The organism is Microcoleus vaginatus HSN003, from assembly GCF_022701255.1.
Lineage (GTDB): Bacteria > Cyanobacteriota > Cyanobacteriia > Cyanobacteriales > Microcoleaceae > Microcoleus > Microcoleus vaginatus_B.
Genome location: NZ_CP031705.1, coordinates 1,892,931 through 1,909,017, shown reverse-complemented (window position 1 = coordinate 1,909,017; position 16,087 = coordinate 1,892,931). Strand labels below are relative to the sequence as shown.

Sequence of the window (16,087 nt, the reverse complement as noted above, 5' to 3'; positions counted from 1 at the left end):
AACAGTAATGATCCGTCCTAACGGTGAAGTGATTAGAACGCCTGCACCGCAATATGGCTCAGATGGAAGAAATATCAACAAAGGTTTGCGTCTCGATAGAGATGGTAATTTATTGCGGACGAAAGACGAATTTGGTAATTTAATTCCAGGTACTCACAATACGGGAGAAAAATTAAATAAGTGATTGGAAGGATGACTATAACTTGCTGGGATTGGGTGGTTTTACATCTTTAATCACAAAAGTCAACGTATCTTTATGGGGAAGCGAAGTATTAATAGAATGCGTCTACAATCCAGAAGAAAGATTGCCTTATATGCTGACATTCAAAGACTGTCGCGATATCAGTTGGACTGTACACGATGAAGAGGCAGTTGGCGAACCTGAAGCTGAATTTTTCGGAATTACTTTGGGCGAGTCCGAACACCGCAAGCCTGCGGTGATTACTACAGACATTTTTGAAATTTCAATTTTGTACGGCAGTTTTAGGATTCACAAGGGAAAAAACTTAAATTCTGAAAATTTAGAAACAGAGGTTTTGGTATCACAAGCGCCAGCAATCTTGTAGTCATTTCGATTTGAGCTTTGAGCTTGGAGATTAAAGAATTGGGAATGAATTGATCGACAGAGGTTTACGTATCACAAGCGTATTGCGTAGCTACTTGCACAAGGTAATGTGCTAAACTAGAAACGGCAATGGTTGCTGAGGAGACTTGCGTGCCGAGTCAGGGAGTGGGAGGAAATGGAATTGCCTCGGAATTTGGAGACTTAACCGGAATGACTCGTCAAGAAGTCGATGACTTTTTGCGGGGACTGGGTGCTAAGGTAAAAAGTTCTTTAGGAAATTATGTTGAATACAAATTTTCCGACAAATCAAAAGTTACAATCCGCACTAATAGTGAAGTTGTTCGCCTACCAGCACCGCGATATGGCTCAGATGGTAGAAGAATAAACAGGGGTTTGCGCCTTGACAAAGATGGTAGCTTGTTGAAAACAGTCGATGAATTTGGCAATCAGATTCCTGATACGCACATTACTGGAGAAAAGGTGAGTAATTAATATGCCTGATGACTACAACTTGCTTAATTTAGGTGGACTTACATCCCTAGTCACAAATATCAAGGTTTCTTTGTGGGGGAATGAAGTATTACTGGAATGTCTCTACGATCCTACAGGGGAGCGATTGCCTTACTCTTTAGTTTTTCAAGACTGCCGAGAAATCAGGTGGGAAGTACATGACGAAGAAGAGATCGAAGAGCCTGAAGCTGACTTGATTGGCATTCATTTGGGTGAGGACGCGCACCGGACAGCGGCTTTAATTCATACAGATATTTTTGAAATTTCTCTTCTGTACGGCAGTTTTAGCATTCACAAAGGACAGAATTTTAACTCACCAATACCAGATTTAGAAACAGAGGTTTTGGCATCGGGTACGCCAGCAGTATTGTACAAATAACCAATAATCTGGTTTCCGGTTGCATCGAAATGATTTAACCGCCTAGAACGCAGAGAACACAGAGGGAGATAAGAGAGATGAATAATTCCGATGCTAACAGATTTGATATAACCAGTAACCAAATCAGTTTACGATACTTAGTAGAGAAATTTTAGGAAAGAAGGTAAAACACAATGCCTGATATTGTTGATATTGCCGTAGGTGCGGGTTCGTTCCAAACCCTCGTAACAGCCGTGCAAGTAGCTAATTTAGTAGACGCACTCAAAAGTCCAGGCCCTTTTACTGTCTTTGCTCCCACTGACGATGCTTTTGCGAAATTGCCGCCGGGAACTATCACAACCCTAGTGCAGAACGTTCCCCAACTGACTAGGATTTTGATGTTTCATGTCGTCTCCGGCAAGTTTATGAAAGCTGATTTGGCAAAACTCGGTTTTGTTACTTCCTTGGAAGGTTCGCCGATTAAAATTGATTGTTCTGACGGTTTTGAGGTGAAAAATGCTACAGTTGTCTCTGCGGATATCGAAGCTGATAACGGTGTGATCCATGTGATCGATAACGTAATTTTAATGGGATAATTTCGCCGTCTAATCTCGCTGCGGGAGCAAACCAGGTGCCTTGCGGTGCTGCTTTGCTCCCGATCGCGCCCTGGTTTTTTTATCGGTTGAAGGTAATTTAAATAGAAAAAAGTTGTTTTTTCGGCGGATGTATTTTAAGATGATTGTTTGAAAAAGTTTAAAAATCAATAATTATAATATAAGCAAACCAGTTTGGTGAGCACTATGCAAATCCTAGCCGCCAGCCTCAAAGCACAAGTCCGCCAGCGTACCTTGGAACTGCAAGTTCTCAACGAACTTACTGCAAAAGTTCAAGCCGCTCTCAGTGTTGATGAAATTTGGTCTGCGTGTCTGACACATCTCGATCGCCTGATTCCCACAGAGGCGATCGCCATTTTGACGCTACCGGACGAGCGAATATACCTGCAACACTTACAGCCCTTAAGTGCTAGCGCCAAAGCCGAAATTGAAGGGCGCTTGCAAGCTGCTCGCAGTGAATGGCTTGCTGGCAATCGGGACTGGGCGCACAACATCGCTCCGCCACCAATTACTCAGTTTCAGTCGGTCTTGATGGCACCAACCAACTCGGATGAAAGTGAAGAATTGTTGGGAGTATTTTTCCTCGGTGCAGAGCAGGCAAATGCTTTTAATTTGGAACACCTTTGTTTGCTCCACACGGTCGCTCAAATTTGTGCCAAATCGTTAAATATATTAGCAGCTAAAGCCATAAATGTCAAGGAACCAGTTCAAAATATTTTTGAGGGTGGTTCGGAAAGTCAAGAACTATTGTTACGAGCTTTAATCGAGGGTGCGGCGGACATAGTTTTTGCGAAAGATCGAAATTTTAGGTACATTTTTATCAATCAAAGTTTTGCTGAATATTTGGGGAAAAATGTTGAGGAAATTATCGGCAAAGATGATATTGAATTAGGGTTTTCAGCCGAATTAGTATTTGGCGATCGCAACAACTCAATTAGGGGCATCCGCGAGGAAGATCGAGCTGTGCTGGCGGGGGAGAGGGTTCGCAATCCCTACCAGGTGATCGTCTTGGAAGGTGGCAAACAGCACATCTTTGACACGCAAAAAATGCCACTGTGCGATGCAGAAGGTAATATATTTGGGATTTTGGGTTTTTCTAGAGAGATTGGTCAATTGCAGGCCGCAGATGAAGCCAGGAATCAAAGCCAAGCCAAACTGCAAAAAATTACTGCTAGCGTACCGGGTACGGTATATCAAATTGACTTACATCCAGACGGCTCGATGTCCTTCTCGTTTGTGAGCGCGGGCTGCCGAGAATTGTATGAAATAGAACCAGAGGCTGCTCAGCAGAATTTTAATGTAATTGTTGATATGATTCATTCCGAGGATCGAGATGATTTTCTCAACTCTGTCACGCTTTCTGCTGAAAATTTGCAGCCTTGGCGGTGGGAAGGAAGAATTGTCACTCCGTCAGGAAAACTTAAATGGGTGCAAGGAGCTTCGCAGCCCGAATTTCAAGCATCGGGGGAGATAGTTTACTACGGCTTGTTCACGGATATTAGCGCCCGGAAACAAGCGGAATTGAAGCTGCAACTTTATCAACAAATCTTTTTAAAATCCAACGATGCGATCGCCATCTTAGACCCCCAAGGCTATTACTTAGAAACAAATCAAGCTCACACGGCTTTGCTGCGTCACAGCGCGTCAAAATTGTGGGGAAAAACGCCTGCCACTCACATGGGAGAACAGGCATTTATGTCTGTGCTGCAAAGCTTGGCAGAAACAGGGAGTTACCGAGGCGAAATGACCTGTATTAAGGCTATGCAAGAAGGAACAGTTGAGGTGGAGGTTTCGGCTTTTGCGGTTCTCAATGATGCTGGGGATGTAGTTTGTTACGTAAGCGTCAAAAGAGACATCACCGAGCGCAAGCGAGCTGAGGATAAATTAAAACTTTACCGACAAATATTTTTAAACTCCAACGATGCGATCGTCATTATCGATGCTGACGGGTTTTTCCTCGAACAAAATCGTGCTCACCAAACGCTTCTAGAATACACAGACGCGGAATTAGAAGCAGAAGCGTCGCCGCTGGTTGCGGGCGATCGCTTTTTGGCAATTGCCCAAAGTTTAGCGAAAACGGGAAGTTTTCGGGGCGAAATTACTAACTGCACTAAAAAAGGCCAGACGCTGGCGATCGACGTTGCGGCATATTCTGTGATTAACAACGCCGACGATGTAATTTGTCATGTCTGCGTCAAGCGCGACATTACCGAACGCAAAAAAGGAGAAGAAGAACGGCAAAAATTTGTGTCGCTGATTGAAAACAGCAGCGATTTTATCGGTATGGCTACCCTGAAAGGCAAAACGCTGTTTATCAACGAAGCCGGACGAAAACTGGTGGGTGTAGAGAATCTTTCGGCAGTGCTGGATACAGAGATATGGGATTATATTGGGGCTACTTTTAAACGGAAATTCAGTCAAGAGATTTTGCCAACAATTCTCAGTCATCGCCAGTGGCAAGGAGAAGGGCAAATGCAGCACTTGGGCACCGGACAACCAATTGATGTTGTGATGAATGCTTTTCTGGTCAAACACCCTCAAACCACCGAACCGCTGTGCTTTGCGGCGGTAATTCGCGATGTCACCGAACGCAAGAAAGCTGAGAGAATGCTACGGGAACAAGCAGAACAAGAACGCCTGGTTTCGGCGATCGCCCAGCGAGTCCGGCAGTCTCTCAACCTCACTCAAACTCTGAGCACTGCTGTACAAGAAGTGCGGCAGTTGTTGGCAACTGACCGCACGGTAATTTATCGTTTTGAGTCCGACGAAACAGCGGTTGTTGTTGTGGAATCTGTAGGGGATGATTGGATGCCACTGCTGGGCAGAGAAGTTCCAATGACATCCTTTGGGGAAAGTTATGTATCTCTATATAGTGCTGGAAAAATTCAAGCAATGGCAGATATTTATACTGCCAGTTTGAGTGAAAAACACCGAGACTTACTTGCTAGTTTGCAGGTCAGGGCTAATTTAGTTGTACCAATTTTTATAGGCGATGAAAGTCAGGAGTTGGCAATAGAATATTTGCCAAAAATTCCCCGAATTGGCTCCCAGGGAAGGAGTTTGGAAACGAGTCAAAATCGGTTGTGGGGATTGCTGATTGCCCATCAGTGCAGAGGCCCGCGCGTTTGGACTGATTCTGAGGTGGATTTACTAGGAAGGTTGAGCGTACAGTTGGCGATCGCCATTCAGCAATCTACTCTTTTTGAACAAGCGCAGCAAGCCCGAGAAGCCGCCCTAGAAGCGTCTCGAATGAAGTCGTTATTTTTAGCAAATATGAGTCACGAAATCCGTACTCCCATGAATGGAGTGATGGGGATGACTGATTTGCTGCTGAAAACGAATCTTACTCCCGAACAGATTGACTTTGTGCAGACGCTGAAACTCAGCGGTCAAAATTTACTCTCCATCATTAACGATATTCTGGATCTCTCCAAACTTGAAGCAGGAGAAATGCGCTTAGAAATCCTAGAATTTAACCTCAGTATCTGTATGAATGACGTGCTGGATGTGTTGGCAACTCCCGCACAAGAAAAAGGTATAGAAGTGGTGGCACTGATTGACAGCGACGTGCCGCTGCAAATTAAAGGTGATGCAGCGCGGTTGCGGCAAATACTCACTAATTTAATCAACAATGCTATTAAGTTTACAGAAGCAGGAGAAGTGGTAATTGAGGTTGCTGATGCTAGTAATCCTGGGTTATTGGCAGCCAGTGATAATCAGAAAATTTTAGAGAACATCGAACTGTTAAACATAGAAAACAAGGACTCGATGCTCCTGCTGTTTAAAGTCACAGATACAGGAATTGGGATTGCTCCCGAAGACAAAAAAAAGCTGTTTCAATCTTTTACTCAAGTTGATGCCTCTACGACCAGAAAATATGGTGGCACAGGTTTGGGGCTGGCTATTTCTAAGGAGTTGGTGGAGTTGATGGGTGGGCAAATTGGTGTGGAAAGTACCCCTGGGCAAGGCTCGACTTTTTGGTTTACTGTGCCGACAGTTAAGGAAAATTTAACTGTCAGCACAGCGTGCGAAGTGAATTTGGAAACGGTGCTGGCGGGGCGAAAAATGTTAGTTGCCAGCGACAAGCCGACAGTGCGAAAAGTGCTAGTGAGAATGGCTGTTTTGTGGGGAATGGAAGTTGAGGAGGTGGAAAACGGTTGGATGACGATCGCCTCTCTGTACAAAGCTGTCAGCGTTAATTCCCCTTACGATATCGTTTTGGTTGATATTCAGTTGCCGGAAATGGTGGCGGGAAGTCTCGAACGCTTGAGAATTTCTGAGCCGGCAATGCAGCAGACAAAGTGGGTGGTGCTGACTTCAATGACTCAGCTTGCAGAGGCGAAACGTTTGGTAGATAGCGGTTTTAGTGGCTATTTAACTAAACCTGTGAAAGCTCACCGACTATTTGATTGCTTGGCGAATGCGATCGCCCCGAGTACGCTGATTGATGAGTCGCAGGCAAATCCAACGTCCAATCGAGCCTCGGCTATTGACAACCGAGACTTAGCAAGTTTAAAGATTTTGTTAGTGGAAGATACTCCCATCAATCAAAAAGTTGGTCTGAATCAACTCAGAGTTTTGGGATGCGCGGCGGATGTCGCCAATAACGGTGCAGAGGCGCTATCTATGGTTGCTCTGAAAAAGTATGACATTGTGTTGATGGACTGTCAGATGCCGGTTTTGGACGGTTACGAAGCAACGCTGCAATTGCGTCGCCTAGAAGCGGCAGATGTTGCTGCTGGTAAGATGCAGCCGCATCAAAAGACGGTGGTGATTGCGATGACTGCGAATGCTTTGAAGGGCGATCGCGAAAAGTGTCTGGCGGCGGGCATGGACGATTATATTAGCAAACCTATTGCGATTGAAAAGTTAAAATCGGTACTAGAAAATTGGTCCGCCAAGCTAAAAATTGAAACTCCCAAGTTTAATCGCGAGGAACTTCCAAACTCTGAGCCAGATATCGAATCGGTAGTCGATATGGCACGTTTGCACGAAATTTCGGGCGCTGATTTAGAGTTTGAGCAGGAAATACTGCAAGCTTTTGTGGTGGATACTGCTAGTTATTTAGAAGCTGCTAAGGAGGCGATCGCCTCGGGAGATATGGAGACAATCGCCCGCTACGCTCATCAAATTAAAGGTGTCAGCGCTACGGCGGCGGTGCGGTTAATGCCCGATATGGCAGATCAGCTTCAAAGTCTGGCCGAATCAAATGATTTCGAGGGGGCTACAAAAATCATCGCTGAATTAGAAATAATTCTGGCGCGGGTTCAAAACTTGATGGCTACTGAGTAATCAATCAATTTTCTTTTGAACCGGACTCTCCAGCCCGATCGCGGACTGCTATTGGCAGCCCCCACGATCGCTCGCGTGTAAAGATTTTTAATCTTTTATCAAGATGTTTATCTCAATGTGAAGGAATTGGGAACTCTTATAACATCTTGTGTGTTGTAACTTGTGACAATACTGTATTAAGTTATTGTGGTCAAATATAAAATAATCATTAAGCCGATCGACATGAGGGTGCTTTTCGTCTATCGGCTTGAGACACCAAGACCAGCTTTTCGCTGTACCCGCCCATTAAGTGCGTATTTACGCTCAACGAGGTTTTATGACTCCAGTCATGTTACGCCAACTCTGGTCATTAATTGAGACCACCCAAGCTACTCTGTTAGTCAATTTGGACGATGCGACCTTGGTACAGTGGCTGCTAAAGCAGTTAAAGACGAACTCTGCGCTTAATGGCAAAGAAGCCGATTTGTTGGACGAATACATCCAGTCTCGGCTTTCCCTAATCCGCGATTTAGCTGAGCAGCGTCTATCACCAGAGCTACTGTGAGCGCATTCAATCAAAATCGGATAAATATTCCAGGGAAAGGCGATGAGCCCTTGCGCTGGGCAGAAATAGCAGAAAAGAAACCGGGTTTCAAGGATAAATCTTAGGTTTGACGACCAGGCCTCCAGCCAGAAACCGGGTTTCTAACTCTGGGCTCCCAGCTTGCTCAAAAAAAACAGGCGGGTAGTCGGTGCAGTTGTCGCCATGCAGAAGGGCTAATTTGAAGCCGGAGGCTGTTGTAGTTCGCAGATCGCCACAGTTCTCGACACCTACAAGGTAGGATTGTCAGGAAAGCGTTCTACTAAAATCTATGCGTAAATGGGGATTTCTGCTGCTAGCAAGTGTGTTATTTGTGGCACCGTTGGCATCTTGTAGGGATCGATCGGCACAAATCGGACAAACAACAGCAACAACTACTGCCGGCGGCAACTCGCAACAAGGTTCGAGCCGGATAGATACAATTGTCAGCCGCGGCAAACTGATTTGCGGCGTCAGCGGCGAACTGCCGGGTTTTAGCTTTGTAGACGAAAAGGGCAAATATTCGGGATTAGATGTGGACGTGTGCAGGGCGGTAGCGGCGGCAATATTGGACGACCCAGAAAAAGTCGAGTACCGAAAACTCAACGCTAAAGATAGATTTACAGTTTTGCAGGCCGGAGAAATCGACATTCTCAGCCGAAATACCACCTACACGACGAGTCGGGACAGCACTACCGGACTGGAATTTGCCCCGGTGATCTTTTATGACTCTCAAAGCATCATGGTCAAAAAAGACAGCGGCATCAAAAGTTTAAAAGATTTTGCGGGCAAATCTATCTGCGTGCAGACTGGTACGAGCACCGAACAAAATTTGTCCGACCAAATGCGAAAATTAGGAATTAAATACACTCCTGTCGTGTTTGAAGATGTAAATGCTACCTTTGCTACCTATCAAGAAGGTCGCTGTCAAGGTGTTACTGCCGATCGATCGCAACTTGTTTCTAAGCGCACAACTCTGCCGAATTCTGAGAATAATGTTGTTTTGCCGCTCGTGATGTCAAAAGAACCGTTAGCCCCAGCGGTAAAAAGCGGCGATCCTAAATGGTCGGACGCGGTGAAATGGATTGTTTTCGCGGCGATTGAAGCTGAGGATTTGGGAATTAATTCGGGAAATGTAGACAAAATAGTGGCAAGCACTACAGACCCGAACATCAAACGTTTGCTAGGAACAGAAGGAGATTTAGGTAAAGGTTTGGGACTCCCGAACGACTACGCTGTCCGCGTTGTTAAGAAAGTCGGGAATTACGGGGAAATGTACGATCGCAACCTCGGCCCCAAAAGTACACTTAAGTTAGAACGGGGTCAAAACAGACTCTGGAAAGATGGCGGTTTGCTTTACTCGCCGCCGTTCCGTTAATTTTAGTTAACTGTTGACTGTTGACTGTTGACTGTTGACTGTTGACTGTTGACTGTTGACTGTTGACTGTTGACTGTTAACAGTTAACCAACAAGATATTTTAGACAGCAAGGTACTCCGCGCTTACCCGACTTTTAAGGTGCTTGTTAGGCGCACCCTACAAGATATTTTAGGCAGGCTAAAGTTAGGTATAGTTCGCTCTACATTAAATAAACAGTTATGAATCCAGAACCTCAACCGGGCAAATCGCAGAAATTGCCCAAATTTAAAGATATATCAAAACTGCTGCGGGACGATCGCTTCTGGAAAATTGCCGGACAGGCGATCGCCCTAATTTTAGTAATAATTGTCATCGCCATTCTCTGGGACAATCTCAGTGCCAATTACTCGCAACTGGGGATTGCATTTGGATTTGATTTTCTCAATTCCCAAGCATCTTTTGATATCGGCGAAAGTGTCATTCCCTACAGTCCCGAAAACAGTTATAGACAAGCTTATATTGTCGGTTTAATTAACTCACTGCGGGTGATGGGTATCGGCATTATTTTCGCAACAGTTGCGGGTTTGACTGTAGGAATTGCGCGCCTTTCTGATAATTGGTTGCTGCGGAATTTAGCTGGTTTGTACGTAGAAATTCTGCGAAATACGCCGTTATTGCTGCAATTATTTTTCTGGTATTTTGCAGTTTTCATTTCCCTGCCAAAAGTGGAAGACAATCAGCAGATGAGGGGGCCGATTTACTTGACAAATCGCGGCATTGCTGTACCTTGGCCTGTGGCTTTGCCGGGTTTTGAGATTTGGGTGATTTTGCTAACTCTCGGAGTTTTGGCGGCGGCGGGGCTGTGGATGTGGCGGGCGCGGGTGATGTTGGAAGAAGCTAAGCCGGGAAGACAGTTGTTTTGGGCTCTAGGTGCGATCGGGCTGAGTGCAATCTTAGCTTTTATTATCACCAAAAATCTGCCTTTTCGTCTAGATTTCCCCCGCCTGACACCAGCCTTGCAACTCGAAGGAGGATTAAAATTAACTCCTGAATTTGCAGCCCTGGTGACAGGACTCAGCTTGTATACTGGCAGTTACATTGCAGAAATTGTCCGGGCCGGAATTCAGTCAGTATCGAGAGGTCAGTGGGAAGCGGGAAAGTCTTTAGGGCTGAAGTCTGGAACAATGATGCGGATGGTAATTTTGCCGCAAGCTTTGCGGGTGATTGTGCCGCCTTTAACCAGTCAGTATCTGAATTTAGCTAAGAATTCGAGTTTAGCGGTTGCGGTTGCTTATCCCGACGTTTATTTTGTGGTGGGCTCTCCGACGTTGAATCAGACCGGTCGGGCGATCGAAGCAATGTTAATTATCATGGTAACATACCTAACAATTAGTTTGATAGTTTCTCTCTTCATGAATTGGTACAATAAAACTGTACAAATTAAGGAAAGGTAAATAGTTTAACTTTAATATATTTTAAGGGTGATAAAAGGAGAGCGCGTTAAATGGCATACAGTGACTTTAGCTTAGACAGAGTAACTAAAAATTTTGATTTAACGATTTCCGATAAAATTGATATGTTCGCTGCTGTCTCAGAATTAGAGCCGAGTAGGTTACTGGCAGAAATTCTCAAAGATAATGTACCGTTAGCATTGAGCAGTAACACTGAAAAAGCTCGATCGGAAATGATTATCGCACCGATTTTGATCGAGCTTAGAAAACAGTTAAAATTGGAAATTAGTTTGTTTTCGGGAATAGACTTTACAGTAGATGTTGAAAAAGGATTAAATGGAAGTTGCGATTTTCTGATCAGTCATTCGCCAGAATTACTAATTGTTAGAGCGCCAATAATCATCATTGTAGAAGCCAAGAAGGAAAATATCAATGGCGGATTGGGACAGTGCGTAGCAGAAATGTTGGCTGCTAGAATATTTAATGAACGTGAAGGCAACGAAATTCCTGCGATTTATGGGACTGTTACTACAGGTACTATCTGGAAATTCCTGAAGTTGCAAGAACAAATTATTGAAATTGATTTAGGTGAATATTACTTGAGAGATGTGAATAAAATTTTAGGAATATTAGCGAACAGTATTAGAAATTAATAATAACTAAAAACTGATGGAAACAATACCTGTATTACCGCCCCCAGCCACCGAATCGCCTACCCCTTGGAATTGGGCGCGCAAAAACCTATTTAGTACCTGGTACAACAGCATTCTGACAGTAGTTTGCCTCATTATCGCCTTCCAAACTATTAAAGGAATTATCGTTTGGGCAACAACAAAAGCTCAATGGCGCGTGTTAGAAGCTAACTTGCCGCTATTTTTCGCAGGCAGATTTCCCCGCGAATCCTACTGGCGGCTGTGGATAGTATCGGCCATAATTGCCTTGTTGGGAGGATTAACTTGGGGAAATATTCAGCGGGAAGAACGTCTTTGGAATCCGCCTTTACTAATTATACTCGGTGCTGCGGTTGTGGGTGCGGTCATTTCCCCGATCGACTTAACATCTCGTTTTTACCTGCTAGCCAATATTATTGTAGCGGCTGCTAGCTATTGGGCGGGGAGACAAATTAACCCTAAAATAATGAGTTGGATGCCTGCAATCTGGGTTCTTTCCTTCCCAATAGTTTTGTGGTTAATTAAAGGCGGGTTAGGTTTGACAGAAGTGTCAACAAATGATTGGGGCGGTTTAGTATTGACCCTGTTTTTAGCAGTTATTAGTATTGTGCTTTCCTTTCCTTTGGGAGTATTGCTAGCACTCGGCCGACAAAGTTCTTTGCCAGTTGTAAGACTGTTATCAACATTATACATTGAAATTATTCGCGGTTTACCATTAATTGGCATTTTGTTTTTAGGTCAAGTGATGCTGCAACTCTTCTTGCCGCCCGAATATCCGAAATTGGATAGAGTAATTAGAGCGATTGCTGGATTAACGTTATTTAGTGCGGCATACTTGGCGGAAAACGTGCGCGGTGGCTTGCAAGCCGTGCCCAGGGGACAAATAGAAGCAGCGAGGTCGATCGGACTCAATACACCGCTGCTTACAATTCTCATTGTACTGCCTCAAGCACTGCGAATAGTCATTCCGGCGATCGGCGGTCAATTCATCGGATTATTCATGGATACATCCCTGCTGTCTCTATTCGGAATGTTAGAATTAATCGGAATATCCCGCGCAGTTTTAGCAAATCCATCCTATATCGGCAGGTACGCCGAAGTTTACATATTCGTCGGCATCATTTATTGGATATTTTGCTACTCAATGTCACTAGCAAGCCGCAAAATAGAGCGAACATTAGGCGTAGGCGAAAGGTAAAATAATATCTGCGTTCATCCGCGTTCATCAGCGGTTTAAAAACAAAAAAATATGGAAACTAAACCCACAATCGCAGAAAAAGTAATCGTAGCAGAAAACGTCCACAAATGGTACGGACAATTTCACGTACTGCGCGGCGTTAGCATGACCGTAGAGCGGGGCGAAGTCGTTGTCGTGATGGGGCCATCCGGTTCGGGAAAATCGACGTTTATTCGCACATTCAACGCATTAGAAGAATACCAACAAGGTAAAATTACGATCGACGGAATCGAACTTTCCCACGACTTACGCAACATCGAGACAATTCGCCGCGAAGTAGGAATGGTGTTTCAGCAATTCAACCTGTTTCCCCACTTATCAGTCTTGCAAAATGTCATGCTAGCGCCAGTATGGGTGCGCCGCTGGCCCAAGAAAAAAGCCGAAGAAGTGGCGATGCAATTGTTAGAAAGAGTGGGAATTTTGGAACAAGCAAAAAAATATCCCGGACAGTTGTCTGGAGGACAGCAGCAACGGGTCGCTATTGCACGTTCTCTAGCAATGCAGCCTAAAATTATGCTGTTTGATGAACCGACATCAGCATTAGACCCGGAGATGGTGCGGGAAGTGTTAGATGTAATGCGAAATTTGGCTCAAACAGGAATTACAATGGTGGTAGTGACTCACGAAGTCGGGTTTGCGCGCGAAGTTGCCGATCGCATTGTATTGATGGATGGCGGTGTTTTAGTGGAAGAAGCGAAGCCAGAAGAGTTTTTTCAGAATCCGAAGGAAGAACGCACCCGCAAGTTTTTATCTCAGATATTGTAACTGATTCTCAAGTTTAATCGGTGGGTTTGGCGACGGTAGCAGCCGTCAAAATCGGCAGAATTAAGGTAAAATAAAAGAGTGTACAATCAGTCTCTATTTTGCTGAGATAGCTTGCAATGCCATCCACAAAAACTCTGCCGTTAGTTAAAGACTCGGAACGCCTAGAAAGTCGCCTCAAAGAAATTCCGGCGGTTCCTGGTGTATATTTAATGCGCGATGAGAGCGATCGCATCCTTTACATCGGCAAATCCAAAAAACTCCGCAACCGCGTCCGTTCCTACTTCCGCGAAACCCAAAATCTCAGTCCCCGCATCGCGATGATGGTGCAGCAAGTGCGCGAAATTGAATTCATCGCCACCGACACAGAAGCGGAAGCTTTAGCCTTAGAAGCAAACCTCGTAAAACAGCACCAACCTTACTTTAATGTCCTCCTCAAAGATGATAAAAAATATCCTTATTTGTGCATAACTTGGTCGGAGGAATACCCGCGCATTTTTATCACCCGCAAACGCCGCGCAGGTAGTGCAAAAGACCGCTATTACGGCCCCTACGTTGATACAGGGGCACTGCGGAGTACGCTGCATTTAATTAATCGGATTTTCCCACTGCGACAGCGCCCTCAACCGTTGTTTAAAGACCGTCCCTGTCTGAACTACGACATCGGGCGCTGCGTTGGCGTGTGTCAAGGGTTAACTTCGCCGGAGGAATACCGAAAAATCATCCAAAAAGTAGCGATGATTTTCCAGGGAAGAACTCAGGAATTACTCGATTTGTTAGCGCCGCAAATGGAACAAGCTGCCGAAGATTTAAACTTTGAAACGGCGGCGCGCATTCGCGACCAAATTAAGGGTTTGCAGTCTTTGAGTGCAGGTCAAAAAGTATCTTTGCCCGACGATACGGTTTCCAGAGATGCGATCGCACTTGCGGCCGACACCCAGCACGCTTGCGTTCAATTGTTCCAAATTCGTGCCGGTCAATTGGTCGGAAGATTGGGATTTATGGCGGAAATACCCTCCCAACCCCCCCTTGCAAACGGGGGGCAAGAGTTATCTCAACTTTCTCTTTCCTCCTCCCCTTGGCAAGAGGGAGAACGAGGGGGGGTAGAGGCCGGAGCGATTTTGCAGCGGGTATTGGAAGAACATTATCAAAATGTCGAATCTGTAGAAATTCCCAGCGAAATTTCAGTGCAGTACGAATTGCCAGAAGGGGAAATATTAGCAGATTGGTTGAGCAATCGTAAGGGGCGAAAAGTTACAATTTTGACACCGCAGCGGCAAAGTAAGGCTGAGTTGATTGAGATGGTGGAACGCAACGCTGAGTATGAATTGGCGAGAATGCAAAGATTGAGCGATCGCAATTCTCAAGCCATGCAAGATTTAGCAGAGATTCTCGATTTGCCGGAAGTTCCTCGCCGCATTGAAGGCTACGATATTTCTCACATTCAAGGTTCTGACGCCGTAGCTTCCCGCGTCGTATTTATTGACGGTTTGCCCGCCAATCAACACTACCGCCATTACAAAATTAAAAATCCTGAAATTAAATCCGGTCATTCTGATGATTTTGCGAGTTTAGCAGAAGTTATCGGTCGCCGATTCCGAAGATTGAAGGAAGAAGAAAGAGGGAAGATGGAAGATGGATTTAGCGATTTAGAAGAACCGGAAGAAATCAGCAATTTATCCTCGGTTTCTCATACTATTTCCGACAAACCCGACTTAATTATGATAGATGGCGGCAAAGGTCAACTGTCAGCAGTTGTGGCTGTTTTGCGGGAGATGAATTTGCTAGAAGAGTTGCGCGTTGTCAGTTTGGCGAAGCAGCGAGAGGAGATATTTTTGCCGGGGGAATCTTTGCCACTGCAAACTAATTCTGAGCAACCGGGCGTCCAATTATTGCGCCGGGTGCGGGATGAGGCGCACAGGTTTGCTGTGAGTTTTCACCGCGATCGAAGAAGCGAGAGAATGAAGCGATCGCGCCTTGATGAAATTCCCGGATTGGGACACCACCGACAAAAACAATTGTTGGCACATTTTCGGTCGATCGACTACCTCCGTTTAGCGACTCCCGAACAGTTGGCAGAAGTTTCTGGGATTGGCCCGCGTCTGGCGCAGCAAATTTACGATTATTTCCACCCGTAAAGCCTTACGCAGGATGGGAGACGGGGATTGTTGGGGCGAGGGGGCGATCGGGCCGCAAGTCCGGCTTCCGCCCCCGATTCAGCCACTGTGAGGGAAGTATTCAAAAATTTTACACAGGCCTATTGCAATTCCCAGAGACTTGTGGTAAGTTTAGTTTCTGTGCGCGGGCATAGTTTAGTGGTAAAACTTTAGCCTTCCAAGCTAACTATGCGGGTTCGATTCCCGCTGCCCGCTTACTTCTATAAAAAACCTCAAACCAATGACAAATCAACGGTTTGAGGTTTTTTATTGCTGATTTTTTCGGTTGGTGATGGCTCAAGTTGACTAGAAATTGGATACAATCCATACCTACAGTAGGTTTGAGCCGTTCTCTTCTGCTAGCAGGCCCAGAATAGCGTCGATATCAGCCAAGTCCGCCCTCGACTTTTTGCGCCGCGCTTTCAACTGGTTGAGCAAGTCGGCCGCTTCTGGAAATTCTGCGACGGTCGGAGCCGAGTTTTTACTTTCCTCCCGATCGCTCCTATGTCGAAGAGAACGTCAACAGTCACTGGTATCAGTCTACTCATGGAGCT

General features: G+C 45.2%; 13 protein-coding genes and 1 tRNA gene. All 14 read left to right on the top strand.

Going from position 1 to position 16,087, the window contains the following annotated elements; genetic code table 11:
- Nucleotides 1-7 precede the first annotated feature (7 nt).
- The 14 genes from D0A37_RS08085 (at nucleotide 8) to D0A37_RS08020 (ending at nucleotide 15,749) form a co-directional block, all read left to right on the top strand.
- Nucleotides 8-184 carry a hypothetical protein gene (locus D0A37_RS08085; RefSeq protein ID WP_242723102.1) on the top strand — a complete coding sequence of 59 codons (177 nt, stop codon included), beginning with the start codon at nucleotides 8-10 and terminating at the stop codon, nucleotides 182-184.
- A 19-nt stretch (nucleotides 185-203) separates the two neighbouring features.
- Nucleotides 204-566, top strand: coding sequence for a hypothetical protein (locus D0A37_RS08080; RefSeq protein ID WP_242723101.1), 363 nt, complete (start codon nucleotides 204-206; stop codon nucleotides 564-566).
- Between the two features lie 128 nt (nucleotides 567-694).
- Complete coding sequence (locus D0A37_RS08075) at nucleotides 695-1,057, top strand: hypothetical protein (protein WP_242723100.1); 363 nt, start codon at nucleotides 695-697, stop codon at nucleotides 1,055-1,057.
- Between the two features lies 1 nt (nucleotide 1,058).
- Entirely contained in the window at nucleotides 1,059-1,454 is a 396-nt protein-coding gene (locus tag D0A37_RS08070) for a hypothetical protein (RefSeq protein WP_242723099.1), read from the top strand.
- Between the two features lie 173 nt (nucleotides 1,455-1,627).
- Complete coding sequence (locus D0A37_RS08065; protein WP_242723098.1) at nucleotides 1,628-2,029, top strand: fasciclin domain-containing protein; 402 nt, start codon at nucleotides 1,628-1,630, stop codon at nucleotides 2,027-2,029.
- Between the two features lie 204 nt (nucleotides 2,030-2,233).
- Nucleotides 2,234-7,339: a PAS domain S-box protein gene (locus D0A37_RS08060; protein ID WP_242725430.1), complete on the top strand. Its 5,106-nt coding sequence runs from the start codon at nucleotides 2,234-2,236 to the stop codon at nucleotides 7,337-7,339.
- 316 nt (nucleotides 7,340-7,655) lie between these two features.
- On the top strand, nucleotides 7,656-7,883 hold the full coding sequence (locus tag D0A37_RS08055) for a hypothetical protein (RefSeq protein ID WP_242723097.1): 228 nt from the start codon (nucleotides 7,656-7,658) through the stop codon (nucleotides 7,881-7,883).
- Nucleotides 7,884-8,190: 307 nt separating this feature from the next.
- On the top strand, nucleotides 8,191-9,276 hold the full coding sequence (locus tag D0A37_RS08050; RefSeq protein ID WP_242723096.1) for an amino acid ABC transporter substrate-binding protein: 1,086 nt from the start codon (nucleotides 8,191-8,193) through the stop codon (nucleotides 9,274-9,276).
- Between the two features lie 219 nt (nucleotides 9,277-9,495).
- Nucleotides 9,496-10,710 carry an amino acid ABC transporter permease gene (locus tag D0A37_RS08045; RefSeq protein ID WP_242723095.1) on the top strand — a complete coding sequence of 405 codons (1,215 nt, stop codon included), beginning with the start codon at nucleotides 9,496-9,498 and terminating at the stop codon, nucleotides 10,708-10,710.
- 50 nt (nucleotides 10,711-10,760) lie between these two features.
- Nucleotides 10,761-11,360, top strand: a complete 600-nt coding sequence (locus D0A37_RS08040) for a hypothetical protein (RefSeq protein ID WP_242723093.1) — start codon at nucleotides 10,761-10,763, stop codon at nucleotides 11,358-11,360.
- A 16-nt stretch (nucleotides 11,361-11,376) separates the two neighbouring features.
- A complete protein-coding gene (locus tag D0A37_RS08035) occupies nucleotides 11,377-12,576 on the top strand; it encodes an amino acid ABC transporter permease (RefSeq protein WP_242723091.1) in 1,200 nt (399 codons plus the stop codon).
- A 51-nt stretch (nucleotides 12,577-12,627) separates the two neighbouring features.
- Complete coding sequence (locus tag D0A37_RS08030; RefSeq protein ID WP_242723089.1) at nucleotides 12,628-13,380, top strand: amino acid ABC transporter ATP-binding protein; 753 nt, start codon at nucleotides 12,628-12,630, stop codon at nucleotides 13,378-13,380.
- A gap of 116 nt (nucleotides 13,381-13,496) precedes the next feature.
- Nucleotides 13,497-15,515 carry an excinuclease ABC subunit UvrC gene (uvrC, locus tag D0A37_RS08025; RefSeq protein WP_242723088.1) on the top strand — a complete coding sequence of 673 codons (2,019 nt, stop codon included), beginning with the start codon at nucleotides 13,497-13,499 and terminating at the stop codon, nucleotides 15,513-15,515.
- Nucleotides 15,516-15,678: 163 nt separating this feature from the next.
- A tRNA-Gly gene (locus D0A37_RS08020) sits at nucleotides 15,679-15,749 on the top strand.
- The last annotated feature ends 338 nt before the right edge of the window (nucleotides 15,750-16,087 follow it).